Here is a 26,193-nt window from a genome sequence, read left to right on the forward strand (position 1 = left end):
CCTGTATGAAGGCCTGTTTTCATGGATGATCTGTTGCGGGAGTTTTTGACGGAAACCGGCGAGAGCCTGGACACGGTGGACAATCAGCTGGTGAAGTTCGAGCAGGAGCCGAACAACGCCAAGATCCTGGATAACATCTTCCGCCTGGTCCACACCATCAAGGGCACCTGCGGCTTCCTCGGATTGCCGCGCCTGGAAGCGCTGGCGCATGCCGGCGAGACGCTGATGGGCAAATTCCGTGACGGCATGCCGGTGACCGGGCAGGCGGTGACGGTGATCCTGTCCTCGATCGACCGCATCAAGGAAATCCTCGCCGGGCTCGAGGCGACCGAAACCGAGCCCGAGGGCACCGACCGCGACCTGATCGACAAGCTGGAAGCGATGGTCGAGCACGGCATGGCGGCGATGTCCGCAGGTGTCGCTGCTGCTCCCGTGGCCGAAGCGCCGCCGCTGGTGCCGGAAGCACCTGTCGCCGTTGAAGCCGCGCCGACCTCCGGTGCGCTGGCCGACCAGACCCTGGAGCGGCCGCTGCGTCTGGGCGAAGTGTCGCTCGACGAGCTCGAGCGCGCCTTCCGCGAGACCGCGATCGAAGCCCCGGCCCCCGCGCCCGTTGCCAAAGCTGAAGTAAAGGCCGCGCCCGCGCCCGCGCCGGCCGCTGAGGCGCCGGCGCCTGTGGCCAAGGAAGCTGCCAAGGGCGCGGCGAAGGACGCCAAGGACGCCAAGGCAAAGCCCGCCCCGAAGAAGTCGGCGGCCGACGAGACGGCCTCCGAGGGCGACCGCATCGCCAACCAGTCGATCCGCGTCAACGTGGATACGCTGGAGCATCTGATGACCATGGTCTCCGAGCTGGTGCTGACCCGCAACCAGCTGCTGGAGATCTCCCGTCGCAACGAGGACACCGAGTTCAAGGTGCCGTTGCAGCGGCTGTCCAACGTCACCGCCGAGCTGCAGGAAGGCGTCATGAAGACGCGCATGCAGCCGATCGGCAATGCCTGGCAGAAGCTGCCCCGCATCGTCCGCGATCTCTCGGGCGAACTCGGCAAGCAGATCGAGCTGGAGATGCACGGTGCCGACACCGAGCTCGACCGCCAGGTGCTCGACCTGATCAAGGACCCGCTCACCCACATGGTGCGCAACTCCGCCGACCATGGCCTGGAGACCCCGGCCGAGCGTCTCGCCGGCGGCAAGGGCGAGCAGGGCACCATCCGCCTGTCCGCCTATCACGAGGGCGGCCACATCATCATCTGCATCGCCGACAACGGCCCGCGGGCTCAACACCGACAGGATCAAGGCCAAGGCGATCTCCTCGGGTCTGGCCACCGAGGCCGAGCTCGAGAAGATGAGCGAAGCCCAGATCCACAAGTTCATCTTCGCCCCGGGCTTCTCGACCGCGGCCGCCATCACCTCGGTGTCGGGCCGCGGCGTCGGCATGGACGTGGTGCGCACCAATATCGACCAGATCGGCGGCACCATCGACATCAAGTCGGTGGCCGGCGAGGGCTCCTCCGTCACCATCAAGATCCCGCTGACCTTGGCCATCGTCTCCGCGCTGATCGTGGAGGCCGCCGGCGACCGTTTTGCGATCCCGCAGCTCGCCGTGGTCGAACTGGTCCGTGCCCGCGCCAACTCCGAGCACCGCATCGAGCGCATCAAGGACACCGCGGTCCTCAGGTTGCGCAACAAGCTGTTGCCGCTGATCCACCTCAAGAAGCTGCTCAAGATCGACGACGGCGCCGTCTCCGATCCCGAGAACGGTTTTATCGTGGTGACCCAGGTCGGCAGCCAGACCTTCGGCATCGTGGTCGACGGCGTGTTCCACACCGAAGAAATCGTGGTCAAGCCGATGTCGACGAAGCTGCGTCACATCGACATGTTCTCCGGCAACACCATTTTGGGCGACGGCGCGGTCATCATGATCATTGACCCCAACGGCATTGCCAAGGCGCTCGGCGCCGCCGGCGCCTCGGCCCATGACATGGCCAACGAGAACGGGGCCCATCACATCGGAACGGGCGAGCAGACCACCTCGCTGCTGGTCTTCCGCGCCGGCTCGTCCCAGCCCAAGGCGGTCCCGCTCGGGCTGGTCACGCGCCTGGAGGAGCTGCCCGCCGACAAGATCGAGTTCTCGAACGGCCGCTACATGGTGCAGTACCGCGAGCAGCTGATGCCGCTGGTTGCCATGGAGAGCGTCACCATTGCCAGCCAGGGCGCCCAGCCGATCCTGGTGTTCTCCGACGACGGCCGCTCCATGGGCCTCGTCGTCGACGAGATCATCGACATCGTCGAGGAACGGCTCAACATCGAGGTCGGCGGCTCCAGCCAGGGCATTCTCGGCTCGGCCGTGATCAAGGGCCAGGCCACCGAAGTGATCGACGTCGGCCACTTCCTGCCGATGGCGTTCGCCGACTGGTTCACCCGCAAGGAGATGAAGCCGTCGCTGCACTCGCAATCGGTGCTGCTGGTCGACGACAGCGCGTTCTTCCGCAACATGCTGGCTCCGGTGCTCAAGGCCGCCGGCTACCGGGTCCGCACCGCGCCGACCGCGCAGGAGGGCCTCGCGGCGCTGCGCGCGCAGACCTTCGACGTGGTCCTGACCGACATCGAGATGCCCGACATGAACGGGTTCGAGTTCGCGGAAGTTATCCGCTCCGACAGCAATCTGGGCGCGATGCCGATCATCGGCCTCTCGGCGCTGGTGTCGCCGGCGGCGATCGAGCGCGGCCGTCAGGCCGGCTTCCACGACTATGTCGCCAAGTTCGACCGTCCCGGTCTGATCGCGGCGCTGAAGGAACAGACCGCGGGCGCCGCCGGCGCCTCCGAGCTGAGCCGGGCGGCGGCGTAAGAGCATGATCCGGAAAAGTGTGAAGCGGTTTTCCCTCGCGACAAACCCGGAACGCGTTTGCGCGGAGATCATGCTCCAACAAACCGGCATGGATCAGGAGATACGCACATGACCAGGAAGACCCAGTCCGGCGAAGGCGCCATGGTCGAATACGTCACCGCGATGATCGGCGGCCAGCTGTTCGGCCTGCCGATCTCCCGGGTCCAGGACGTGTTCATGCCCGAGCGCGTCACCCGCGTTCCGTTGTCCTCGCGCGAGATCGCGGGCGTATTGAACCTGCGCGGCCGCATCGTCACCGTGGTCGACATGCGCGCCCGGCTCGGCCTGCCCAGGCCCGAGGACGGCAAGCCGCCGATGGCGGTCGGCGTCGACCTGCGCGGCGAATCCTACGGCCTGCTGATCGACCAGATCGGCGAGGTGCTGCGGCTTGCCGAAGACAACATGGAAGAAAACCCCGTCAACCTCGATCCCCGCATGGCCAAGCTCGCCGGCGGCGTCCACCGCCTCGACGGACAGCTCATGGTCGTCCTCGACGTCGATCGCGTCCTCGAGCTCGCGCCCGAGATGATGGCGGCCTGATACGGCGGCACTACCGCCGACGTACCTGCAATTGGAAGTGCCCCCGCAAAGGGGGAGAAGCAGAGGTTCACATGCGAACTTGTCTCGTCGTTGATGATTCCAGCGTCATCCGCAAGGTTGCGCGCCGGATCCTGGAGGGTCTCGACTTCCAGATCCTCGAAGCGGAAGATGGTGAGAAAGCGCTGGAAGCCTGCAAGCGCGGCCTGCCCGACGCAGTGCTGCTCGACTGGAACATGCCGGTGATGGACGGCTACGAGTTCCTCGGCCATCTCAGGCGCATGCCCGGTGGCGACCAGCCCAAGGTCGTGTTCTGCACCACCGAGAACGACGTCGCGCACATCGGCGCGCGCACTGCACGCCGGCGCCAACGAGTATATCATGAAGCCGTTCGACAAAGACATCGTGACGGCGAAATTCCAGGAAGTCGGGCTTATCTGAGCGACCGCCCGGAGGCTGAACGGATCCTTCGGCGTTTGTTTTCAACTGAACCGTTTCAGTCCGAGTTGGTGAGTAATGAGCGTTGCGTTCGCAGGTAATTCGACCACGGGTTCGTCGCGCAAAGCCGGCCCGTTGCGGGTGATGATCGTCGACGACTCCGTCGTCATCCGCGGTCTGATCTCGCGCTGGATCGGTGCCGAGCACGACATGGAGGTCGCGGCCTCGCTGCGCACCGGGCTCGAGGCGGTCAACCAGATCGAACGCATCAACCCTGATGTTGCCGTGCTCGACATCGAAATGCCCGAGCTGGACGGCATCTCGGCGCTGCCGCAATTGCTGGCGAAGAAGCGCGATCTCGTCATCATCATGGCCTCGACGCTGACCCGCCGTAACGCGGAGATCAGCTTCAAGGCGCTGTCGCTCGGCGCGGCCGACTACATTCCGAAGCCGGAATCGACGCGCGAGGCGTCGGCTGCGGACATCTTCCACCACGACCTGATCCAGAAGATCCGCCACCTCGGCGCACGTCTGCGCCGGAAGCCCGCCGTTGCGAGCCCGCCGCTGGCGCCCGCAAGCCCGGCATCAGTCGCACGTGGACCGGCTGTCGCGCGGCCTGTTACGCCCTCACCGGCTCCGGCCATACATGCCCTGTCGTCGGGGCCGCTGACCACGCGTCCGTTCTCGACCCAGGCGCCGAAGGTGCTGCTGATCGGCTCGTCGACCGGCGGTCCTCAGGCGCTGATGGCGCTTGTCACCGAGCTCGGTCCGGTGATCGACCGCTTCCCGGTGCTGATCACCCAGCACATGCCGCCGACCTTCACGACCATCCTTGCCGAGCATCTGGCACGCACGAGCCGCAAGCCAGCGGCCGAGGCGGTCGATGGCGAGCCGGTAAAGCCGGGCCGCATCTACCTTGCGCCGGGCGGCAAGCACATGCGCGTCGTGCGCAGCGGCGCCGACGTGGCGATCGCGCTCGACGACGGCCCCGCCGTCAATTTCTGCAAGCCCGCGGTCGACCCGCTGTTCACCTCCGCCATCGACATCTGGCATGGCGCCATCCTCTCCGTGATCCTGACGGGCATGGGCTCGGACGGCATGCGCGGCGGCAAGGACATCGTTGCCGCCGGCGGCAGCGTCATCGCGCAGGACGAAGCCACGAGCGTGGTCTGGGGCATGCCGGGCGCGGCGGCCCATGCCGGCATCTGCGCGGCGATCCTGCCGCTCAACCAGATCGGCGCCCGGGTCAATCGCCTGTTCGCAGGAGACCGCTCGTGACGCCGGTCGACTACGACTATCTGCGCAAGTTCCTGAAAGAGCGCTCCGGCCTCGATCTCTCCCCGGACAAGCAGTATCTGGTTGAGAGCCGTCTGCTGCCGCTGGCCCGCAAGGCTAGTCTTCCCGGCATTCCCGATCTCGTGCTGAAGATCAGGAACGGCGACGGGCGGCTTGCGACCGACGTGGTCGAAGCGATGACCACCAACGAGACTTTCTTCTACCGCGACAAAATTCCATTCGACCACTTACGCGAAACCATCCTGCCGGGTCTGCTTCGGGCGCGCGCGGCGCGCAGATCGCTGCGTATCTGGTCGGCGGCGTCGTCGACGGGGCAGGAGCCCTATTCGATCGCGATGTGCGTAAAGGAGATGGGCGCAGCCTTCGCCGGCTGGCGCATCGAGATCGTCGCCACCGATCTGTCGCAGGAGGTGCTGGAGAAATCCAAGGCCGGCGTCTACAGCCAGTTCGAGGTGCAGCGCGGCCTGCCGATCCAGCACCTGATGAAATACTTCACGCAATCGGGCGACATCTGGCAGCTCAATGCCGACATTCGCGCGATGGTGCAGTTCCGCCAGCTCAATCTGTTGCAGGACTTCTCCCATCTCGGCACGTTCGACGTAATCTTCTGCCGCAACGTGCTGATCTATTTCGACCAGGACACCAAGGCGGTGATCTTCGAGCGCATGACGAAGGGACTGGAAGTCGACGGTACGCTGCTGCTTGGCGCCGCCGAATCCGTCGTCGGCATCACCGACGCGTTCCGCCCGATCGCCGACCGCCGCGGTCTCTATCAGCTCAACCCGACGCGCTCCGGCCGCCCGATGGGCGGATTGATGCCGCCGTCGTTGAAGGTCGCCGCGGCGCGGTAAACTGTCTTCCTTGTCCCCACAAGGTGAGGGGGAAGAGCGTAACTCACAAAATCGCATGCGGCAGAAACCGCGAGCCGTTGCCGGTGATCGGGCTTTCATCCTCGCGGATCGACAGGCCGCAGGGTTCGTGATTCACCAGCCAGCTTCCCACCACCGGATAGAAGCCTGAAAAATTCGGCAGCGGTGACAATGCCTGCCGCACAAATCCTTCGGCGCCGTAAGGGCCGGCCTGCTCGTCGAGCGGCATGCCGCCAGACACCAGCGTGACATTGGCGCCTTCGCGCGACAGCAGCGGCTTGCGCACATAGGAGCTTCCGAGCTCGGCCGCCCGCGGATCGTCCTCGAAGAAGGCCGGCAGCAGATGGGGATGGTTCGGAAACATCTCCCAGAGCAGCGGCAGGATGCCCTTGTTGGAGAGCACCGCCTTCCACGGCGGTTCGATCCAGCGCGTCGTTGCGTCCTTGAGCTTCGCGCCGAAGGCGTCGTGGAACATCCATTCCCAGGGATAGAGCTTGAAGGCGAGCGCTATGTCGCGGCCGTCGATATCGACGAAGCCGCCGGCCTGGTCGCGCCAGCCGATCGCCTCGATGTCGAGCAGTGTGGTCGTCAGTCCCGCCTGGCGCGCCGTGTCTTCGAGATAGGCGAGCGTGCCGGCGTCCTCGTCATTGCCTGTGGTGCCGGTGAGATGGACATGGCGGCCTGCGGCAATCTGCTTCCACGCTTCGATCAGCCGCTCGTGGATGGAGTTGAACTGGTCAGCGCGTGACGGGATGATTTGGCGATCGATCGCCTGTTCGAGCCAGGTCCATTGAAACACCGCGGCTTCGAAAATCGAGGTCGGCGTATCCGCGTTGTATTCGAGCAGCTTTGCCGGCCCCTTGCCGTCGAATTTCAGATCGAGCCGGCCATAGAGGCTGCGGTCGTCTCGTGCCCAGCTTTCGGCGATCAAGCTCCAGAACGCGTCCGGTATCTTCAAGCGCTGCAGATGGCGCTCGTCGCCGATCACGCGGCCGGCAAGCTCCAGGCACATCGCGTCGATCTCGCCGGTCGGCGTCTCGATGCCGCGCTCGATCTCGTCGAGCGTGAAGGCGTAGTAGGCGCGCTCGTCCCAATAGCGCTCGCCGTCGATGGTGTGGAAGGCGAAGCCGTATTGTTCGGCAGTCTGCCGCCAGTCGTCGCGCTCGGGGCAGACGATGCGTCGCATGGATCAGCCGCCACCCGAAAAGCCGTGACCAAACGAGCCGAAGCCGCCGCGGCTCACGCCGCCGGAGCCTGAATCGGACGACGTTCCCGACGAGGAATGGCTCGAGGAGTCGCTGCTGAAGAAACTCGATCGCGACGACCAGCGCGAGCCGCCGCCTGACGAACCGCTTCTGCTGCTGCACGCGGCGCTTGCCTGCACCGGCGCGGCTCCGGGGACTGTCGCCCCGGGAGCAGAGGGCTCGCAATTCTGCCGCGGTATCAGCGTGTAGGCGGCGGCGCCGACCGCGATCGTGCCCATCACCAGCAGCGCGACATGGCCGGAGCGCTTCCCCGGCTGTTGCGGAGGCGGCGGTCCCGCCGCCGGCCGGCGTTTGCCGAACTCCTTTTTGGAGGGCTTGTCGGCCATGTCAGTAGATCATGCAGGCGGCGTTGAGCAGGCCCGCGGCGAGCGACGACAGCCCGAGCCAGATCGCGGGCGCGAGTTCGCCGGCGGCGATCCGCGCCGACAGGTTCGGCACCGGCACCTTCACCAGAAAGAACACGACGATCTGAACGATCAGCCCGATCATCGCCCAGATCAGGCAGTCCAGCACATTGGCCGAATGCGCGATGGCGCTAACCAGCGGCGCCACGAAGCCCAGCAGGCTGAGGCCGAGCGCGATCGCGGCAGCCGGATCGTTGTCGCGGATCAGCTGGAATTCGTTGTGCGCCGTGATGCGGGTGTAGACGAACAGATACGCCACGATCGCGACCAGCCCAGTGCAGAAATAGACCAGGAAGGCGGGCAAGCCGGCCAGTGATTGCAGGATCATCGTTCCCCCATCGTGCAGCGACCATTCGTCGGCGGGGGAAGGATAGCGGTTCAATGGCGGGCGGACGATGAGGCCGCGTTCGTGTCCTCAAAAAACAAAAACCCCGCCATTTGCGGCGGGGTCCAGGCTGGGAGGAGCAAGCCCCTGGGGCTTGCGACGTAAACTGATCAGGCGGGAATGCGCTCTTCGACCTCGTGCGGCTCGCGCAGCACGTAGCCGCGGCCCCACACGGTCTCGATGAAGTTGCGGCCTTCCGAGGCATTCGCGAGCTTCTTGCGGAGCTTGCAGATGAAGACGTCGATGATCTTCAGCTCCGGCTCGTCCATGCCGCCGTAGAGGTGGTTGAGGAACATTTCCTTGGTGAGGGTCGTACCCTTGCGGAGCGAGAGCAGCTCCAGCATCTGGTATTCCTTACCGGTCAGATGCACGCGCTGGCCGCCGACTTCGACAGTCTTGGTGTCGAGGTTGACGACGAGGTCGCCGGTCTGGATGACCGACTGGGCGTGGCCCTTGGAACGGCGCACGATCGCGTGGATGCGGGCAACCAGCTCGTCCTTGTGGAAGGGCTTGGTCATGTAGTCGTCGGCGCCGACGCCGAGACCCTTGACCTTGTCCTCGATGCCGGCGAGGCCGGAGAGAATCAGAATTGGTGTCTTGATCTTGGAGACCCGGAGCTGCTTGAGCACGTCGTAGCCGGACATGTCGGGCAGGTTGAGGTCGAGAAGGATAATGTCGTAATCGTATAATTTACCGAGATCGACGCCTTCTTCCCCCAAATCGGTCGTGTAGACGTTGAAGCTCTCAGACTTCAGCATCAGCTCGATCGACTGCGCGACGGCGCTGTCATCTTCAATCAGCAAAACGCGCATGCCAGTTCCCCATAGTCGCCGCTCCTGGGCGTCAGGTCGGCCGCATTCGCGGCACACAACAAAACGCCTTTGAACAACTGATTCGGATCCTGACAACAGATGGTTAACAAATTCTGATTCTGGAACGCAAGCCCTGTAGATGCAATTTTGGTCGAATCGCCCTAAGGTCTTGTGCGCGAAGCAGCTTTCGTTATCCGGTTGCGTTCAAGTTCCACTTTAAGAGACGGGCCTAACCGACTCCCGCGACTCAACCTTCTTCTGAAGGGGAGTCACGCTCAGTCACAAAGACAGTGACGCAATGATTAACGATGCGGGTAAACACGAAGTTAAGCGCCGTTCAGAAATATGGCGAAATTTAAGGTTTTCGCCACGAACACCCCCGGGATCACGCAGGCGATCACCCCATCAAGGCCCTCTTATGAAGGCACTCTCTTAATGAAAGCTCTTGCCGAATGAAGGCGCTGGCCGAACAGATCGGCGATATCGACGGCGTCAATATTTATGGCCGTGTGGTCGGCGTGCGCGGCCTGATGGTCGAGGTGGCCGGCCCGATCCACGCGATGTCGGTCGGCGCGCGGCTCGTGATCGAGACCGGCGGCAACCGTTCCATCCCCTGCGAGGTGATCGGCTTCTCCGGCAACAATGCCGTCGTGATGCCGTTCGCCGGCCTCGACGGCGTGCGGCGCGGCTGCAAGGCCGTCATCGCCAATTCCGCAAATCAGGTGCGGCCTTGCGCGGCCTGGCTCGGCCGCGTCGTCAATGCACTGGGCGAGCCGATCGACGGCAAGGGGCCGCTGCCGCAGGGCCCGGCGCCAATGCCGTACCGCAATTCGCCGCCGCCGGCGCACTCGCGCAAGCGCGTCGGCGCGCCGCTCGATCTCGGCGTGCGCGCGATGAACACCTTTCTCACCTGTTGCCGCGGCCAGCGCATGGGCATCTTCGCAGGTTCCGGCGTCGGCAAATCGGTGCTGCTGTCGATGCTCGCGCGCAATGTCGATGCCGCGGTCAGCGTCATCGGACTGATCGGCGAACGTGGCCGCGAGGTGCAGGAGTTCTTGCAGGACGACCTCGGAGAGGAGGGCTTGGCGCGCTCCGTCGTCGTGGTCGCGACCTCCGACGAGCCGGCGCTGATGCGTCGCCAGGCCGCGTATCTCACGCTCGCGGTCGCCGAATATTTTCGCGACGAGGAGCAGGACGTCCTGTGCCTGATGGATTCGGTGACGCGCTTTGCCATGGCTCAGCGCGAGATCGGTCTGTCCGCCGGCGAACCGCCGACCGCCAAGGGCTACACGCCGACCGTGTTCACCGAGCTGCCGAAGCTTCTGGAGCGCGCCGGACCGGGCCTGGGCGAGGGCGCCATCACCGCGATCTTCACCGTGCTGGTCGACGGCGACGACCATAACGAGCCGATCGCGGATGCCGTCCGCGGCATCCTCGACGGCCACATCGTGATGCAGCGCTCAATCGCCGAGCGCGGCCGCTACCCCGCCATCAACATCCTCAAATCCGTCTCCCGCACCATGCCGAAATCGGCCGACCCGCAATTCTGGCCGACCATCCAGCGGGCGCGCCAGGTGATGGCGACCTATGCCGACATGGAGGAATTGATCCGGCTGGGCGCGTACCGCGCCGGCTCCAGCCCCGAGGTCGACGAGGCGATCCGCCTGCACGAGCCGCTGGAGGCCTTCCTGCGCCAGCGCAAGGACGAAAATGCATCACTGGCGGACGGCTACCGCCAGTTGGCGCTAATCCTCGGCAATTTGGAAACGGAACGCTAACTTTGTCCCGTCATCATCCCATCCCACAGAGTAGCAGAGCCGGTCTTGGCCCCAGTCGGGCCCGTGGGGAGACCGGTGTTGTCCCACGTGCAGCTAGGGACTTCTGGGGAGTACGAGTCGATGAAGTCACGTGATACCCTCATTCGCCTGAAGAAATTTCAGGTCGACGAGAAGCGCCGCCGGGTCACCCAGATCGAGACCATGATTGCCGACTTCCAGCGGATGTCGACCGATCTCGAACGCGAGATCTCGACCGAGCAGGAGCGTGCCGGGATCAACGATCCCTCGCACTTCGCCTATCCGACCTATGCCAAGGCGGCGATCCAGCGCCGCGAGAACCTGACCCGTTCGGCCGACGAGCTGAAGGGCCAGCTCGACGAAGCCAAGGCCGCGCTGGCCGAAGCCTTTGAGGAACTGAAGAAGGTCGAGCTCCTTGACGAGCGGGACCAGGCCCGCGAACGCGCCGAGGAAAACGCCCGCGAGCAGGCCGACCTCGACAGCATCGGCCTGATGCGTGCCCGCATGGGCGCCGTTGCCTGAGGCGCTAGCCGCCAGACCTGCGAGAATTTTGCAGAACCCGGACCCGCAAGGGCCGGGTTTTCGCATGTGCTGTCCACAGCGCGGCGACGCGCCCCCTTGGTGGTCGGCTTTGTCGCGCGCTATGGTGGCGGAGTGCCAGAGCCTGCGCGGAACGCGACGGGCCGCGCATTGGGGGGCCGAATGCTGACGCCAGCAGAGCTGGTCGGGCTGATTGGGGCGGTAGCGCAGGGCGATCAGGCCGCGTTCGAACGCCTCTACGTCGCCACGCGCGCGAAACTCTTTGGCGTCGTGCTCCGTATCTTACGCCGACAGGATATCGCAGAGGAGGTCATTCAGGAGACCTACGTCAAGATCTGGAACAGCGCCGGCCAGTTCAATCCCGCTCTGTCGTCGCCGATTACGTGGATGGCGTCGATCGCGCGCAACCGCGCCATCGACATCGTGCGCAAGAAGACGGAAGTCTCCATCGAGGAAGAGCCGCAGGCGATGGAAGTCGCAGGCGACAGCCCCGATCCGCTGGCGCGGAGGGAGATGACCGAGGAATTGAAGCGGCTCCTGGAATGTATCGGCCGGCTCGAGCCGGACCGTCAGAGGCTCGTGCTTCTCGCCTATTACAACGGCTGGAGCCGCGAGCAATTGGCGGAGAAATTCGCGGTGCCCGTCAACACGGTGAAGACGTGGCTCCGCCGCAGCATGTTGGATATTCGCGCATGTCTTGGACTATGAGGGCTTGGACTATGAGGCTTGGGCTATGAGGGCTTGGGCTATGAGAGCTCATACTGTGAGGGTGGGTCTGGACCGCAAGTGATGGCCTATACGGAGGACCATATCGCGCTCGCCGCGGAATATGCGCTCGGTACGCTCGACGCCGACGAGCGCGCGCAGGTCGAGACCATGATGGCGGTGGACAAGGCGTTCGCCGAGATCGTGCAGGCGTGGGCGTACCGGATCGGCGTGCTCAACCAGATGGTCGGCTCGATCGAGCCGCGTCCGATCGTGTGGGAGAACATCAGGTCCGAGCTCGCGCGGACGGACTTTGCGCAGGAGCCGCCGGCGTTGCAGGACGTCGCGCCGCCGCTACCACCACCTGTGCCGGAATTTTCCTCGCTCGACACCGTGCCTCCGGAGCTGCCGTCGCAGGATATGCAACAACCGGGGCCGCAGCCTCCCGAAGCGGAGCAGGGCGAAACGGCGCGCTCCGAGCGCGATGCGATTCCCGACGTCGTGCCGATATTCATGCCGCAGGTCCATGCGCCAGACCCGCAGGTCGCGCGTGTGCCGCCGGCGCCGGTCGCCGACAACAGCAATGTGATCCGGCTCGAGGGCCGTGTGAAGCGCTGGCGCACCATCGCATCCGCCGTCGGTGCACTCGCGGCCGCGCTGCTCGTGACGCTGTCGCTTCAGATATTCCGGCCCGAGGCGCTGCCGGGCGGCTTGCGTCCGCCCGTGCGCATCCAGACGGTCGAGGTGAAGACACCGGCGTCGCTTCCGCCTTCGTCGCAATACGTCGCGCTGTTGCAGGGCCAGGGCGGCGGTCCCGCCTTCATCCTCACCATCGACGGTGCGTCCAGGAATTTTACCGTGCGCAAGGTCGGCGCGACGCCGGAGCCCGGCAAGAGTTTCGAGCTCTGGCTGATCTCCGACAGGCTGCCGGGCCCGCGCTCGCTGGGCGTGATCGGCGCAGGCGATTTCACCGCACGACCGGTGCTCGGTTCGTACGATGCCGACGTCGTCAACGGCGCGACCTACGCCGTCACTGTCGAGCAGACGGGCGGCTCGCCCAACGGGCAGCCGACCTCGGCGCCGGTATTTTCCGGCAAGCTGATCGAGACCGTGCCGCCGTCCCAGCCGCAGGCGCCCGCGAAGAAGTAGACGCGCGCTGTCGCCACGGTCCGTCCCGCCGTCGCATCCCGACAAGTCCCGCCGAATCCGCCCTCGATTTGAACCTCTGCGCATTTCGCCGCGTCAAATGCCCGGAATTTGCAGTCGGCGCCGCCGATCATGGTGCCGGAGAGGGGCGAGAAATCAGATGGATGCAGCGAAAACGTCGGGCATCTTCGTTCACCAATATGCAGGGCTGCCACACGGCCCGGCCTTCGAGCATTGGCACGAGCGGACCTTCGGTTGCTGCGGCCTGGATATCGGGCCGAGCCGGGGCGACAGCATCGATTGCCGGCTCCAGGTCAGCGTGGTCGATAATATCGCGCTCGCCATTCCCGAAGGTGCCTCCGCGCAATATTCACGCACCCAGAGCCACCTTGCCGACGGCAGCGACGATCTCGTCCTGATCGCGGGCCATGCGGGCCTCGTCCGCGTCGGGCAGAACGGCCATGCCGTGGAGCTTGCGCCCGCGCAGATGGTGCTCGTCGACATGGGCATCACCGGCACCGTCGGCCATACCGACGAAGATCGCTTCACCACCATCCGCATGCCGCGTCGCGCGCTGCTCGAGATCAATCCGCGCGCCGAGGACAAGCTGTCGCAAGTGCTCTCGGACGGCGCGGTCGCCGAGACGATCTTCCGCTACCATTCCCTTGCCGCCCATCAGGCGCCGCATCTCGATGCCGTCGGCCAGCGCCTCACCGCGCAGCACATGGTCGATCTCGTCGGCCTCCTGCTCGGCACCGACGCCGAACATGCAAGTCTCGCGCGCGGCCGCGGGCAGGCGGCGGCCCGCCTCGATCTCATGCGCGCCGACGTGATGGCTGCGCTTGGCCGCAACGATCTCTGCCTGTCCGAGATCGCCACGCGCTCCGGCCTGAGCCCGCGCCAGGCACAGCGCCTGTTCGAGCAGGCCGGAACGACCTTTACCGAATTCGTGCTGGAGCAGCGCCTGCTGCAAGCGCGCAAGCTGCTCGGCGATCCTCGCGCCAGGGCCCGCAAGATCAGCGACATCGCGCACTCATCAGGCTTCTCCGATCTGTCCTATTTCAACCGTGCCTTCCGCAAGCGCTTTGGCGCGACGCCGTCGGAACTGCGCGAGGCCTGAGCCGCGCTGAGAATTTGTGCTGCGCGCCGGTGCCACCGCAGTTGGTCCGCCCGGCCGGATGAGCTATACCTGTCTGAATGGTCAGACGGCTTGATCGTTCGTCGCTTCGTCGGCGCTCTCTTGGGAATGCAGTCAACGGACATGGCGCGTATTGTCGTGCTCGGCGCCGGGTTTGCAGGTCTGTGGGCGGCCATCGGTGCCGCACGCAAGCGCGACGAGATCGGTGCGGCCGGTCGTGACATCGAGATCTGTGTCGTCGATCGCAATCCCTATCACAACATCCGCGTTCGCAATTACGAGGCCGACCTCAGCGAGGTCGCGCTTCCGCTATCGCAACTGCTCGATCCGATCGGCGTCCGTCACGGGATCGGCGAGGTCGAAGCCATCGATCCGGCCCGGCGCGAGATTTCGCTGGTCACGGGTAGCGGCGACGAGACGCTGGCTTACGACCGGCTGGTGCTGGCGCTCGGCAGCGAAGTGATGCGTCCCGCCATTCCCGGCCTTGTCGAGCATGCTTTCGATGTCGACACCTATCCTGCGGCGCTCCGCCTCGAGGATCATCTCACTTCGCTCGGACGCAGCGCGCCTTCGCCGGGGCGCTCGACGGTCGTCGTGGTCGGCGCCGGCTTCACCGGCATCGAGGTCGCGGCCGAGATGCCCGACAGGCTGGCGCGCGCCGGCATCACCGGCAGCCGCCGTATCATCCTCGTCGATCCCAATCCGGCGGTGGGCGCCACCATCGGCGCGCACGCGCGTCCCGTGATCGAGACGGCGTTGGCCTCGCTCGACGTCGAGACACGGCTCGGCGTCCGCGTCGTATCCGTCGAGGCCGCCGGCCTGCGCCTGAACTCGGGCGAGTTCATTCCGACGCGGACGGTGATCTGGTGTGCCGGGATGCGCGCGAGCCCCCTGGCGGCGAGCTTTCCGGACGCACGCGATCGCCTCGGGCGCCTTCTCGTCGATCCCCTGTTGCGGGTTGCGGATGTCGGCGGTGTGTTCGCCGCCGGCGACGTCGCCTCGAGCGTGGTCGATGGCTTGCATCCGACCGTGATGTCCTGCCAGTTCGCCCGCCCCATGGGCCGCTTTGCCGGCCACAATGTCGTCGCCGATCTCGCAGGCCTGCCGATGCTGCCGCTGCGCATCGACTGGTACGTGACCGTGCTCGATCTCGGCGGCTGGGGCGCGCTCTATACCGAGGGGTGGGACCGAGAGGTGCGCAGCACAGGCGCGGCCGCGAAGGCAACCAAACAGACCATCAACCGCAAGCGCATCTATCCGCCGCTCACCGGGCGCAAGGACGAGCTCTTCGCTGCGGCAGCGCCAACCGTGCAGGCGCCGCCGCCGACCTATGGGGCGCGGTAGTATCTGATCGGTGGCGGGTCAGCGAACGACGGCCGGGCACCTCCGTCATGGCCAGCCCGTTACTGCATCTACAAGCCCTTGCGTTGCGCGACGGGCAAAACACGCCAGCGGTGGGTCAACACCATCGCCGATAATATTCCACTTTACCGAAATTCGGAAACGGCGCATATCTCGCCTCACTCCGGCCCAAGGAAGAGGGGCGTATCGCGATCGTCACGAACGCGGGCCGGACGGCGGCGGACGCTGATAACATCGGTGCGAACGGCTTCGCAGGGCGGGCAACCGTGAGCGAAGGCCTCGCGCACACGACCGGTGTGATCGGCGTACGGCAAAATCGTGTGGTCCTGGCGCCCGGGGTCTGTGCGCCAAGTCTTGCGGTGATGTGGCGGCCCAACCGGGTCCGCACATCAGCCATCCGCAAGGCGACGGGGGCAATAGTGCATCGCTCCCCGAGGAGAGCACGGCATAAGCCGTAAAACCGCTGCGCAGGGAAGGCCGGTTGTTTGGCTTCACCTGTATGCCGCTGTGCAATTTTCTTACGACAACTTCGCACAGTGGACCGCGGGTGCCAGCCGGCACCCGGTCTTCCCTGCGCCCTCAATCGAGGGCAAGGCGATGAAGCAAAGCTCGGGCGAAATGCGCCGCGAGAGGGCGAAGGTGTGTCTACTGAAGAGAGGTCTCGTGCCCCGGACGCTGCGCAGCACGAAGTGATGCGCTGCAGAGCCGGGGCCCATGCATTTGCGGTTTGCGTGGCCTTCTGGGTCCCGGCTCTGCGCAGCAGCGTAAGAACGCTGCAGCGCGTCCGGGACAGGAGAGATGAATTCAGTCACGCGACGGAGGTACCTCCAGACATGAGAAAGCGCCCGTGGGGGGCGGGCGCTTTCTGTAGTCGACTTGGGGTTGGGGTCGTCTACATATCCACGTGGCGACTTTGGGGGGCTGATAAAGAGCCGCGTGAATTCCTGAAACTCAAATCTCCTTAGCGAACGAGCGAAACGTTCGAGCTGGTGATAGCGACCGGCTTGCCGGCCTTCATGACGCGCGCGGTCTGGGTCAGGCCTTCGTCTGAACTCGTACGCGCCGTGATGCCGAGACCCGCCACCACGATGCCGGCGACAAGCGCAACGACCACGATCTTGAGGTGGGTCGACCGATCTGCGCTGTAAATCGAGTGGTTCATGGAAGGCTCCTGCCGCCATCTACCCGAAGTAGTCGCCCGCTTGTTTGGACAGGTTCATACTCCCGGTGCCCAACAACCTAGTATTGGGCGGATTCGTTCCCAAGAGGCGATCACAAGAGCGTGACAAGACGTGAAGAACCGCGATCAAAAACGGCCCTTGTTCGTGCGATTTCGCAATTATTTCAAAGCGGTAATGTATCTGTCCGGTGCCTTGCCAGCCGTTCGTCGACAAGGCGCCCGAAACTAAAAAACCATTTGCCTGTGGCCAAAAAACACACGGCTTCTTAAGGCAAATCAGATGCTTCCGACTGTTTTCAACCTCGCCCGGGGGTGGATTTCGGCCTGCGACAGCACCGTCGTCTGGGCACGGAACCGCTCGACCAGGGAGCGCACGAAGGGACGAATTGCCGCAGAGGTAACCAGCACCGGGGCCTCGCCTTCGCGCGCGGCCCGCTCGAAGGCCTCGCGCACGCCGGTCATGAACTCCGACAGCTTTGAGGGCTGCATCGCGAGGCTGCGCTCTTCGCCTTGGCCGATAATGGATTCGGCAAAGGCTTGCTCCCAACGGGCCGACAGCGCAATCAGCGGCAGGTAGCCGTTGTAGGAGGTGTTCTGCGCACAGATCTGCCGTGCCAGACGGGCGCGGACGTGTTCGACCATGGTGGCGGGATTGCGCGAGAAGGCGAGCGAGTCGGCGATGCCTTCGAGGATGGTCGAGAGGTCGCGGATCGAGATGCGCTCGGCGAGCAGCAGCTGCAGCACGCGCTGGATGCCGGAGACCGTGACCTGTCCCGGCACGATATCCTTGACCAGCTCGCCCTGCTCCTTCGGCAGCTCCTTGAGCAGCTTCTGCACCTCGCCATAAGAGAGCAGGTCCGACATGTTGGCTTTGAGCAACTCGGTGAGATGGGTCGAGAGCACGGTCGCGGCGTCGACGACAGTGTAGCCCTTGAGCGAGGCCTCCTCCTTGAGGCTGGCATCGACCCAGGTCGCGGGCAGGCCGAAGGTCGGCTCGGTGGTGTGGATGCCGGGCACCTGCACCTGGCTGCCGCCGGGATCCATGACCATGAACTGGTTTGGCCAGATCTTGCCGGTGCCGGCGTCGACCTCCTTGATCTTGATGATGTAGGTGTTGGCTTCGAGCTGGACGTTGTCGAGGATGCGCACGGCCGGCATCACAAAGCCCATCTCGATCGCGAGCGAGCGGCGCAGCGCCTTGATCTGCTCGGTGAGGCGGTCGGTGCCGTCGGGGCCGTTGACGAGCGGCAGCAGGGCATAGCCGAGCTCGATCTTGAGGTCGTCGATCTTCAACGCCGAGGAGATCGGCTCCTCCGCCGCAGCGGAGCCCGATGCGCCCGGCGTTCCCGGCGCGGGCGCAGCTTTGGCGGCTTCGTCGGCCTTGGCGGTCGCCCGCTTGCGGTTGCGCGCGTTCCAGGCAAGTGCGCCGGCGCCGGCGCCGAGCGCCAGGAAGGGGATGGTCGGAATGCCCGGCAGCGCGGCCAGCACCAGCATGACCGCCGAGGACATCGCGAGCGCCTGCGGATAGCCGGAGAACTGCTTCATCAGCGCCTTGTCGGCGGCGCCGGAAACGCCGGCCTTGGAGACGAGCAGGCCCGCAGCGGTCGAAACGATCAGCGCCGGCACCTGGGTGACGAGGCCGTCACCGACGGTCAGCAGCGTGTAGCTGCGGCCGGCGTCGGCAAAGGAGAGGCCCTGCTGCGCCACGCCGATGATCATGCCGCCGACGACGTTGATGAAGACGATCAAGAGGCCGGCGATGGCATCGCCGCGGACGAACTTGGAGGCGCCGTCCATGGCACCGAAGAAGCCGCTCTCGTCCTCCAGTTCCTTGCGCCGCTCCTTGGCGACCTTCTCGTCGATCAGGCCGGCGGAGAGATCGGCGTCGATCGCCATCTGCTTGCCGGGCATGGCGTCAAGGTGGAAGCGGGCCGCGACTTCGGCGATACGGCCCGAACCCTTGGTGATGACGACGAAGTTGACGATGATCAGGATGGCGAACACGATGATGCCGATGACGAAATTGCCGCCCATCACGAAGCTGCCGAAGGCCTCGATGACGTGACCGGCCGCGTCCGTGCCCTCATGCCCGTGCGACAGGATCAGGCGGGTCGAGGCCATGTTGAGCGACAGCCGCAACATGGTCGAGATCAGCAGGACAGTCGGGAAGGCGGAGAATTCCAGCGGCGTCTGGATGAACAGCGACGTCATCAGGATCAGGATCGAAAGCGTGATCGAGATCGCCAGGAACAGGTCCAGCACGATCGCGGGCAGCGGCAGGATCAGCACCACCAGGATGGTGAGGACGCCGAGCGCCAGCGCGATATCGCCGCGCCTGAGGATGTTGCCGATCTCGGCAAGGGTGGGGAAGCCGGCATTCGTGCTGCCTGCGCCCTGTCCCGCGGTGACATCGACCATGGTAGCTGCCTCTCCGCGCGACTGCCGTCCGCGCGCCCCAAACGTCTGCGCGGCGGCCGAAGGGCCGCCGTTCCGAAAGTGAGGCACCGCACTGGCGTCCACAGGGAACTCCCCGTTCTACGCGGCTGACGACACTCGACTCCACTCGGCAATTCTTGCCGGGTGTATGGTTAGCAAAGTGTTAACAGAGGGTGCGGCAGGAGGCCGGACCGGGGTATTTCGCGGCAGGTCAGGGACGAAAATCGTCATGCCCCGGGCTGGTCCGGACAAGCCCGGGCAATTCATCCCTGATCTGTTTGAAGACCAGAGGTCCGCGCGCAGATGCGCGCTCGTCCTGACGTAGCCTTACCGTGGTGATGATGCGGAGCGGGCGCGTCCTGCGCGGCGGTCTGGTGATGCGCATGTGCCCCGCATGGTCGTGCGAGGAATCGCCATGCATATGGCTCGTCTGCATCTTCTGATGCCACGCGCTGATTGCAAATTAATGGCAGCCGTGCGTTCGCCAAGCTCCTTCTTACCGCAGTGCACCGTGCATGCCCAATATCGCGCCACAATGCTTGACCCTGTGGTGATCCGCGACCATGGTCCGCCCGTGCACGCACCAAATCATTCAGGACAAACGCCTGAGACATTCAGCCCTGATTCCCGTCAGGCCTGGATGCGCCTCGTCATTGCGCTTCTGATCGGCTCGATCGGCGGCGTCGGCATGTGGGCCATCGTGGTCATGATTCCCGCGGTGCAGACCGAATTCGCCGCCACGCGCGGCGCGGTGTCGCTGGCGTTCACTCTCATGATGTTCGGCTTCGGGCTTGGCGGCGTGATCGCCGGCAAGATCACGGATCGCTTCGGCATCGTGTGGGCGATGGCGATCAGCATCGCTTTCCTCGGCGTCGCCAATGTGCTCGCGGGTCTGTCGACCCAGCTCTGGCAGTTCGTGGCGGCGTATTTCCTGATCGGGCTCGGCACCTCCGCAACCTTCGCGCCCCTGATGGCTGAGGCCTCGCACTGGTTCGAGCGCTATCGCGGCCTTGCCGTGACCATCGTTGCGAGCGGCAACTACGTCGCCGGCACGATGTGGCCGCCGATGGTGAATTGGGGCATGCAGACGATCGGCTGGCGCTACACGCATATCGGCATCGGCCTCGTCTGCGTGAGCTTGATGACCATCCTGGTGCTGGTCCTGCGCACGCAGATGGGCGACGACAAGGTGCGCAATCATGCCAATGCTCCGCCGCCGCGGGTCGATCTCAAGCTTTCGACCAACACGCTGACGGTGCTGCTCTCGATCGCCAGCATCTCCTGCTGCGTGGCGATGGCGATGCCGCAGGTGCATATCGTCGCCTATTGCGGCGATCTCGGCTACGGCGTGGCACGCGGCGCCGAGATGCTGTCGTTGATGATGGCCTGTGGCATCGTCAGCCGGATCGGCTCGGGCTTCCTTGCCGACAAGATCGGCGGCATCCCCACGTTGCTGATCGGAGCATTGGCGCAAGGCTTTGCGCTGGTGTTCTATTTGTTCTTCGACAGCCTCGCCTCTCTCTACCTGATCTCCGCGATGTTCGGCCTGTTCCAGGGCGGCATCGTACCGAGCTACGCCATCATCGTGCGTGAGGCGATGCCGGCGAGCCAGGCCGCAACGCGCGTCGGCATCGTGATCTTCGCCTCGGTGTTCGGCATGTCCTTCGGCGGCTGGGTGTCCGGGATGATCTTCGATGCCACCGGCTCCTACGCCGCAGCGTTCGCGAACGGCGTGGCGTGGAACGCGCTCAATATCGGCATCGTTCTGACGCTCCTGATCCGGTCGCGGATGAACGCGGTCAGGACGAGACCGGGTTTCGCAACCTAAACCTCTCGCCCTGCCTTCAGCAGCGAGCAGCCGGTGATCTTGTAGCTGCCGTCGCCCTGTTGTTCGAGCGTGTAGAGCGCCTCCCAGGCTTCGCCATCGGCATCGACGATGTGAACGCGCTGGGAAATCGAATTGCCCTCGCTCTTGCTGTCACCGAATTCAAAGCTCTTGTGCCGGTAAACCGGCGCGTAGCCGTTTTGCACCATGGACATGAAGATATCGGGCGCGGGGAATAACTCCCTGACCGCCGGGGCGGCGTAGGAATAGGCGGCTGCCGCATCGCCGCGGCCGAACGCCTGCTCCTGGGCGCGAATCACGCCCTGCCCCGTTGCGACATCGTCGGCGCGTGCCGAGACAGAGCTGAAGGCGACAATGAGACAGACGAGCAAGGCGGCGATGCGCATGACAGGCTCCGCGTTGATATCCGGCGGCGCCGATCCTAGCACATCTGCGCAGCTATCGCTTCCGTTTCGCGACCGGCTTCGCCGCTTTGGCGGCGGGCGCCTTGGCTTTCGCGACCGGCTGCACGCGCAAGCCGTCGACGAACACGTCGAGCATCCGCAGCACCGAGGATTGCCAGCCGGGCTGATCGTGCATGTAGCACATGCCGACGAGGGCCCGCAGCAGGTCCTCCGGACTGACGTCGCTGCGCATCTGGCCCGCCGCGACCGCGCGGTCGAGCAGCGAGCCGATTGCCTTGGTCAGACGGTCCATCGAGAAGGCAGCCAGGTCCGACGAACTCTGGAACGTCAGCGCCAGCGCGGCCGACATGCCCTTTTTAGTGGCAACGAATTCGACGTTGGAGCGCAGCCAGCGCCGCAGCGCATCGACCGGGTCCTTCGCATTCTTCAACTGCTCGGCAAGCTCGCTGAGGTGTTCGACCTCGCGCCGGTACACCGCCTCGAACAAATCCTCGCGCGTTGGGAAATGGCGATAGAGCGTGCCGATGCCGACGCCGGCGCGTTTTGCGACGGCCTCCAGGCTCGCCTCGGGGCCGCCCGCATTGAACACGGCTTTCGCCGCCTCGAGCACGCGCTCGCGATTGCGCAGGGCATCGGCGCGGGGCTTCCGGATCTGGGCGGTGTGCTCGTCCATCCACGCAATGTAGATCACGAATTGGTTAGATTGAACCCTTGGCTAGCTGCATCGCGTTGATGCGCACGGGCTTTTGACGAATTCCAAATATTTCCTGCCGGCCCTTGTTAAGCGGAGGCTGCCTCCGTATCTTTGCCGAAAGACGTTGGCTCGGATAATGTTCGGGCGGCGCGTATCGACGGCGGCCACGGCGGTGGCGCGCCGCGCGATCACTCATGTCCTATCTGATCGGAGCCTTGTATGAACCACTCCATCAGCCTCACCGTGAACGGTGCGCGGCGCGAATTCGTCCTCGACGATCCGCGCGTCACGCTGCTCGATCTCCTGCGTGAGCGCCTGCATCTGACCGGAACCAAGAAGGGATGCGACCGCGGCCAATGCGGCGCCTGCACCATTCTCGTCGACGGCAAGCGCATCAACTCCTGCCTCGCGCTTGCCATCAGCCATGACGGCGCCGATATTCTCACCATCGAAGGCGTCGCGCGCGGCGACCAGCTTCATCCCGTGCAGGCCGCCTTCATCGCCCATGACGGTTTTCAGTGCGGCTTCTGCACGCCCGGCCAAATCATGAGCGCCATCGGCATGATGAGCGAGGCGCAGGCCGGCAACGATCCCGAGCGCATCCGTGAATGCATGAGCGGCAATCTGTGCCGCTGCGGCGCCTATGCCGGCATTGTCGATGCCGTGCTCGACGCCCAGGCGGGTATGGACGAATCCAATCAGAGGCGCTCCGCATGAAGCAATTTGATTACGTCAGGCCTGTCACGGTCGCCGAGGCCGTCGCTGCCGCCGCGCAGCCGGGTGCGGCCTATCTCGCTGCCGGCACCAATCTGCTCGATCTGATGAAGGGCGGCGTCAGCCGTCCGGATCGTCTGGTCGACGTCACGCATCTCGACGGGCTCGATCAGATCGAGCGCCTCGCCGACGGTGGTGTGCGTATCGGCGCATTGGTGGGCAATGCTGATCTCGCGCATGACGCGGACTTTGCAAGGTCCTATCCGGCCGTCGCTGAAGCGCTGCTCTCCGGCGCATCGGCGCAGCTGCGCAATGCGGCGAGCGTCGGCGGCAATCTGCTGCAAAGGACGCGCTGCGCTTATTTTTACGACACGGCCAGCCGCTGCAACAAGCGCGAGGCCGGCAAGCGGCTGCGACGCGCGCGATGGCGAGAATCGCACCCACGCCGTGCTTGGCTGGAGCGAAAACTGCATCGCCACGCATCCGTCCGACTTTTGCGTACCGCTGGTCGCGCTTGACGCCGTCGTCGAGATCGAGGGCAGGAACGGGCGGCGCGAGATCGCGCTCGACGAACTGCACCGTCTGCCGGGCGATACGCCCGAGCGTGAATCCGCACTCGAGCCCGGCGACCTCATCGTCGCGGTGCGTTTGCCGCCCACGGCCCGCGGCTTTGCCGCGCATGCGCGCTATCTCAAGGTCCGCGATAGAACCTCCTACGCCTTCGCCGTCGTCTCCGCTGCGGCTGCGCTGCAGATCGAGAACGGCAAGATCATGGAGGCGCGGCTTGCGCTCGGCGGCGTCGCCGCAAAGCCCTGGCGCGCCCGCGCCGCGGAGGACGTGCTTAGAAACGTTGCGCCTACGGTGGACGCTTTCCAGGAAGCCGCCCGGCGCGCGCTCGCCGACGCAAAGCCGTCGGGCGACAACGCCTTCAAGATCGAGCTCGCGCGCCGCATCGTCGTGCGCGCGCTGACCCTCGCCACTGCCGGTACGCCCGCGCGTATCCCCGCGCTGCCGGCCTCTCCCTTTGCCTCGACGTCCGGAGCCATTCATGCCTGAGCTAAATCTCACCAGCGCGCCTGCTCATCTGCGCCACGGCTCGAATATCGGCCGGCCTCTGACCCGCCGCGACGGGGTCCTCAAGGTCAAGGGGCAAGCCACCTACGCCGCAGACAATCATCCGTCCGGCATGCTGTTTGCGGTGATGGCCGTCGCCAGCATTTCGCGCGGCCACGTGACGTCGCTCGATGTCACTGCTGCCAAGCGCCATCCCGGCGTCATCGATGTCATGACATCAGACCACAAGCCTGAGCTCGCGATCGACCCCGAGATCAAGACCAATCCATTCGTATTCCGGATGGAGGTGTTGCAGAGCAATGAGGTCCGCTACGCCAACCAGCCGATCGCCGTCGTGATCGCCGAAACGCTGGAGGCCGCCACGGAAGGCGCGGCGTTGCTGGCACCGCGCTATGAGACGCTGCCCGCGCTCGTCGGTCTCGATGCAGGCGAGAGCTTCGTGCCGCCGGTCGTCGGCGTCGGCAACCCGACCGAAAATCATCGCGGCGATGTCGAGGCCGGCCTTGCCGCGGCCGAGAAGCGGATCGACGCGGTTTACGAAACGCCGCCGCAATATCACAACGCGATGGAGCCGCATGCGATCGTGGCAAGCTGGGATGGCGACAGTCTGCAGATCGACATGCCGACCCAGGGTCTCATGCTGTCGCTTGCGCGTGTTGCCGAGTTGTTCGGCATCGCACACGACAAGATCCACATCCGCAGCCCGTTCCTCGGCGGCGGCTTCGGCTCGAAGGGGCTCATGGCTGGTCCTCCGGTCCTCGGCATCATGGCGGCAAAGCTCGTCGGCAAACCGGTCAAGCTGGTGCTGCGCCGCGAGCAGATGTACGGCCCGGTCGGTCATCGCGCGCCGACGCGGCAGCGGCTGCGCATCGGCGCCGACGGCGAGGGGCGCCTGACCGCGCTCGATCACCATGCGAGGACCGTGTCGAGCACGTTCGACGATTTTTACGAGCCCGCGGCGGATGCCTCGCACACGCTCTATGCAGCGCCTGCAATCCGCACCTCGCACGACGCCGTGCGCGTCAACACAGGCACGCCGCTATTCATGCGCGCGCCCGGCGAGGCGACCGGATCGATCGCGCTGGAGAGCGCGATCGACGAGATGGCTTGGGCCTGCGGCATCGATCCGCTCGCCTTCCGCCTGAAGAATTATGCCGAGGTCGAGCCGATCACCGGCAAGCCGTTCTCGTCCAAGGCGCTGCGCGCCTGTTACGAGCAGGGCGCGGCGCGGTTCCGCTGGGCGAAGCGACCGCTTCAGCCGCGGCAGACGCGCGACGATGCCGGCCTCCTGGTCGGCTGGGGCATGGGCACCGCGACCTTCCCGGCGCTGATGTTCCAGGCCGAAGCGCGTGCGGTGCTTCGCCGCGACGGCTCCGGCGCGATGGAGATCGGCGCGCATGACATGGGGCAGGGCGCCTGGACGGCGCTCGCGCAGATCGCGGCCGACGAACTCGGGCTTGATATCGACCGCGTCGAGTTCAAGGCGGGTTCATCCGACCTGCCCGATGCCGGCATTGCCGGTGGCTCCGCGCATACGGCGACCGCAGGTGCTGCAATCCACAGCGCCGGCGCGGCCGTGATCGCAAAGCTCGCCGATCTCGCCACCAACGATGAGCGCTCGCCGCTGTTCGGTGCCGGCAATGCCGGCGTGATCGCGCGCGATGGCAGGCTGATCCGACGCGACGACGAAAGCCGCGGCGAGGGCTATTCCGAGATTCTCGCGCGCGCCGGCGTTGCCGAGGTCGAGGCGCGCGGCACCGGCGCGCCGAATCCGGCGGCGATGGAGGAGTATGCGATGCACGCCCATGGCGCCGTGTTCGCGGAGGTAAAGGCTGAGTCGATCCCGAACTCGGCCAGGTCCGCGTCACCCGCATGGTCGGCGCCTTCGCCGCGGGGCGTATCGTCAATCCGCGCATGGTGCAGAGCCAGCTGTTCGGCGGGATGATCTGGGGCATGTCGTTCGCGCTGCACGAGGAGGCCATCACCGACCGCCGCAGCGGCCGGATCATGAATGCCAATCTCGGCGAGTACCACATCCCGGTGAATGCCGACGTGCCGCCGCTCGACGTGGTCATGGTCGAGGAGCACGATCCGCATGTGAACGCGCTCGGCATCAAGGGCGTCGGCGAAATCGGCATCACGGGCAGCGCAGGCGCGGTCGCCAACGCGGTCTGGCATGCGACCGGCGTGCGTGTGCGTCGTTTCCCGATCCGGATCGAGGAGCTGCTGACGAAGCTTTGAGGCCGCGGGCGGGCGAGGCCGTCTCGTTGC

General features: G+C 65.3%; 19 protein-coding genes and 4 pseudogenes. 15 read left to right on the forward strand and 8 right to left on the reverse strand.

Features of this window, described 5'->3' with window-relative positions; translation table 11 throughout:
- Positions 1 to 21 precede the first annotated feature (21 nt).
- The 5 genes and pseudogenes from ACVWW3_RS38440 (at position 22) to ACVWW3_RS38460 (ending at position 6,003) form a co-directional block, all read left to right on the forward strand.
- Positions 22 to 2,842, forward strand: a pseudogene (locus tag ACVWW3_RS38440) (hybrid sensor histidine kinase/response regulator).
- A gap of 108 nt (positions 2,843 to 2,950) precedes the next feature.
- On the forward strand, positions 2,951 to 3,421 hold the full coding sequence (locus ACVWW3_RS38445; RefSeq protein WP_354047561.1) for a chemotaxis protein CheW: 471 nt from the start codon (positions 2,951 to 2,953) through the stop codon (positions 3,419 to 3,421).
- A 71-nt stretch (positions 3,422 to 3,492) separates the two neighbouring features.
- Positions 3,493 to 3,859: pseudogene (locus ACVWW3_RS38450) on the forward strand (response regulator).
- 75 nt (positions 3,860 to 3,934) lie between these two features.
- Positions 3,935 to 5,134: a protein-glutamate methylesterase/protein-glutamine glutaminase gene (locus tag ACVWW3_RS38455; protein WP_456651250.1), complete on the forward strand. Its 1,200-nt coding sequence runs from the start codon at positions 3,935 to 3,937 to the stop codon at positions 5,132 to 5,134.
- The gene (locus ACVWW3_RS38460) at positions 5,131 to 6,003 is read left to right on the forward strand and encodes a CheR family methyltransferase (protein WP_456651249.1); all 873 of its coding nucleotides are present in this window, start codon (positions 5,131 to 5,133) and stop codon (positions 6,001 to 6,003) included. Before ACVWW3_RS38455 ends, ACVWW3_RS38460 begins: the two co-directional genes overlap by 4 nt.
- Before the next feature lie 43 nt (positions 6,004 to 6,046).
- Here the strand turns inward: ACVWW3_RS38460 and ACVWW3_RS38465 are convergent, their stop codons facing one another.
- The 4 genes from ACVWW3_RS38465 to ctrA all read right to left on the reverse strand — a co-directional run bounded on the left by ACVWW3_RS38465 (position 6,047) and on the right by ctrA (position 8,887).
- On the reverse strand, positions 6,047 to 7,207 hold the full coding sequence (locus tag ACVWW3_RS38465; protein ID WP_456651248.1) for a glutathionylspermidine synthase family protein: 1,161 nt from the start codon (positions 7,205 to 7,207) through the stop codon (positions 6,047 to 6,049).
- A gap of 3 nt (positions 7,208 to 7,210) precedes the next feature.
- Entirely contained in the window at positions 7,211 to 7,612 is a 402-nt protein-coding gene (locus ACVWW3_RS38470; protein WP_456651247.1) for a hypothetical protein, read from the reverse strand.
- A 1-nt stretch (position 7,613) separates the two neighbouring features.
- A complete protein-coding gene (locus ACVWW3_RS38475) occupies positions 7,614 to 8,018 on the reverse strand; it encodes a DUF350 domain-containing protein (RefSeq protein ID WP_456651246.1) in 405 nt (134 codons plus the stop codon).
- Between the two features lie 167 nt (positions 8,019 to 8,185).
- A complete protein-coding gene (gene ctrA, locus ACVWW3_RS38480; protein WP_007600544.1) occupies positions 8,186 to 8,887 on the reverse strand; it encodes a response regulator transcription factor CtrA in 702 nt (233 codons plus the stop codon).
- A 452-nt stretch (positions 8,888 to 9,339) separates the two neighbouring features.
- Here ctrA and fliI point away from each other — a divergent pair, with 452 nt between their 5' ends.
- The 6 genes from fliI to ACVWW3_RS38510 all read left to right on the forward strand — a co-directional run bounded on the left by fliI (position 9,340) and on the right by ACVWW3_RS38510 (position 15,556).
- Positions 9,340 to 10,665, forward strand: a complete 1,326-nt coding sequence (fliI, locus tag ACVWW3_RS38485; protein WP_247348966.1) for a flagellar protein export ATPase FliI — start codon at positions 9,340 to 9,342, stop codon at positions 10,663 to 10,665.
- 120 nt (positions 10,666 to 10,785) lie between these two features.
- Positions 10,786 to 11,205: a flagellar export protein FliJ gene (gene fliJ, locus ACVWW3_RS38490; RefSeq protein ID WP_007606301.1), complete on the forward strand. Its 420-nt coding sequence runs from the start codon at positions 10,786 to 10,788 to the stop codon at positions 11,203 to 11,205.
- Positions 11,206 to 11,385: 180 nt separating this feature from the next.
- Positions 11,386 to 11,931 carry a sigma-70 family RNA polymerase sigma factor gene (locus ACVWW3_RS38495; protein WP_247348965.1) on the forward strand — a complete coding sequence of 182 codons (546 nt, stop codon included), beginning with the start codon at positions 11,386 to 11,388 and terminating at the stop codon, positions 11,929 to 11,931.
- 81 nt (positions 11,932 to 12,012) lie between these two features.
- Positions 12,013 to 13,077 (forward strand): anti-sigma factor, encoded by a 1,065-nt coding sequence (locus tag ACVWW3_RS38500; protein WP_456651245.1) that lies wholly within the window; start codon positions 12,013 to 12,015, stop codon positions 13,075 to 13,077.
- Between the two features lie 157 nt (positions 13,078 to 13,234).
- On the forward strand, positions 13,235 to 14,194 hold the full coding sequence (locus ACVWW3_RS38505; RefSeq protein ID WP_456651244.1) for an AraC family transcriptional regulator: 960 nt from the start codon (positions 13,235 to 13,237) through the stop codon (positions 14,192 to 14,194).
- A 141-nt stretch (positions 14,195 to 14,335) separates the two neighbouring features.
- Complete coding sequence (locus tag ACVWW3_RS38510; RefSeq protein ID WP_456651243.1) at positions 14,336 to 15,556, forward strand: NAD(P)/FAD-dependent oxidoreductase; 1,221 nt, start codon at positions 14,336 to 14,338, stop codon at positions 15,554 to 15,556.
- Positions 15,557 to 16,535: 979 nt separating this feature from the next.
- On the opposite strand, the gene ACVWW3_RS38515 is transcribed toward ACVWW3_RS38510, so the two are convergent.
- Both ACVWW3_RS38515 and flhA read right to left on the reverse strand, forming a co-directional pair.
- The gene (locus ACVWW3_RS38515; protein WP_247348961.1) at positions 16,536 to 16,736 is read right to left on the reverse strand and encodes a hypothetical protein; all 201 of its coding nucleotides are present in this window, start codon (positions 16,734 to 16,736) and stop codon (positions 16,536 to 16,538) included.
- Between the two features lie 294 nt (positions 16,737 to 17,030).
- Positions 17,031 to 19,172 (reverse strand): flagellar biosynthesis protein FlhA, encoded by a 2,142-nt coding sequence (gene flhA / locus ACVWW3_RS38520; RefSeq protein WP_247441161.1) that lies wholly within the window; start codon positions 19,170 to 19,172, stop codon positions 17,031 to 17,033.
- A gap of 658 nt (positions 19,173 to 19,830) precedes the next feature.
- Here flhA and ACVWW3_RS38525 point away from each other — a divergent pair.
- On the forward strand, positions 19,831 to 21,018 hold the full coding sequence (locus ACVWW3_RS38525; protein ID WP_456651242.1) for an MFS transporter: 1,188 nt from the start codon (positions 19,831 to 19,833) through the stop codon (positions 21,016 to 21,018).
- On the opposite strand, the gene ACVWW3_RS38530 is transcribed toward ACVWW3_RS38525, so the two are convergent.
- The gene (locus ACVWW3_RS38530; RefSeq protein WP_456651241.1) at positions 21,015 to 21,422 is read right to left on the reverse strand and encodes a DUF4864 domain-containing protein; all 408 of its coding nucleotides are present in this window, start codon (positions 21,420 to 21,422) and stop codon (positions 21,015 to 21,017) included. The genes ACVWW3_RS38525 and ACVWW3_RS38530 overlap by 4 nt on opposite strands.
- Before the next feature lie 52 nt (positions 21,423 to 21,474).
- The gene (locus tag ACVWW3_RS38535) at positions 21,475 to 22,113 is read right to left on the reverse strand and encodes a TetR/AcrR family transcriptional regulator (protein WP_456652087.1); all 639 of its coding nucleotides are present in this window, start codon (positions 22,111 to 22,113) and stop codon (positions 21,475 to 21,477) included.
- Positions 22,114 to 22,353: 240 nt separating this feature from the next.
- Between ACVWW3_RS38535 and ACVWW3_RS38540 the strand changes: the two genes are divergently transcribed.
- The 3 genes and pseudogenes from ACVWW3_RS38540 to ACVWW3_RS38550 all read left to right on the forward strand — a co-directional run bounded on the left by ACVWW3_RS38540 (position 22,354) and on the right by ACVWW3_RS38550 (position 26,163).
- The gene (locus tag ACVWW3_RS38540) at positions 22,354 to 22,851 is read left to right on the forward strand and encodes a (2Fe-2S)-binding protein (RefSeq protein ID WP_354106953.1); all 498 of its coding nucleotides are present in this window, start codon (positions 22,354 to 22,356) and stop codon (positions 22,849 to 22,851) included.
- Positions 22,848 to 23,904, forward strand: a pseudogene (locus tag ACVWW3_RS38545) (FAD binding domain-containing protein). The gene ACVWW3_RS38540 and the pseudogene ACVWW3_RS38545 overlap by 4 nt, the downstream one beginning before the upstream one ends.
- Positions 23,897 to 26,163, forward strand: a pseudogene (locus ACVWW3_RS38550) (xanthine dehydrogenase family protein molybdopterin-binding subunit). The pseudogenes ACVWW3_RS38545 and ACVWW3_RS38550 overlap by 8 nt, the downstream one beginning before the upstream one ends.
- The last annotated feature ends 30 nt before the right edge of the window (positions 26,164 to 26,193 follow it).

The sequence above is a fragment of the Bradyrhizobium sp. LM2.9 genome (assembly GCF_054056555.1).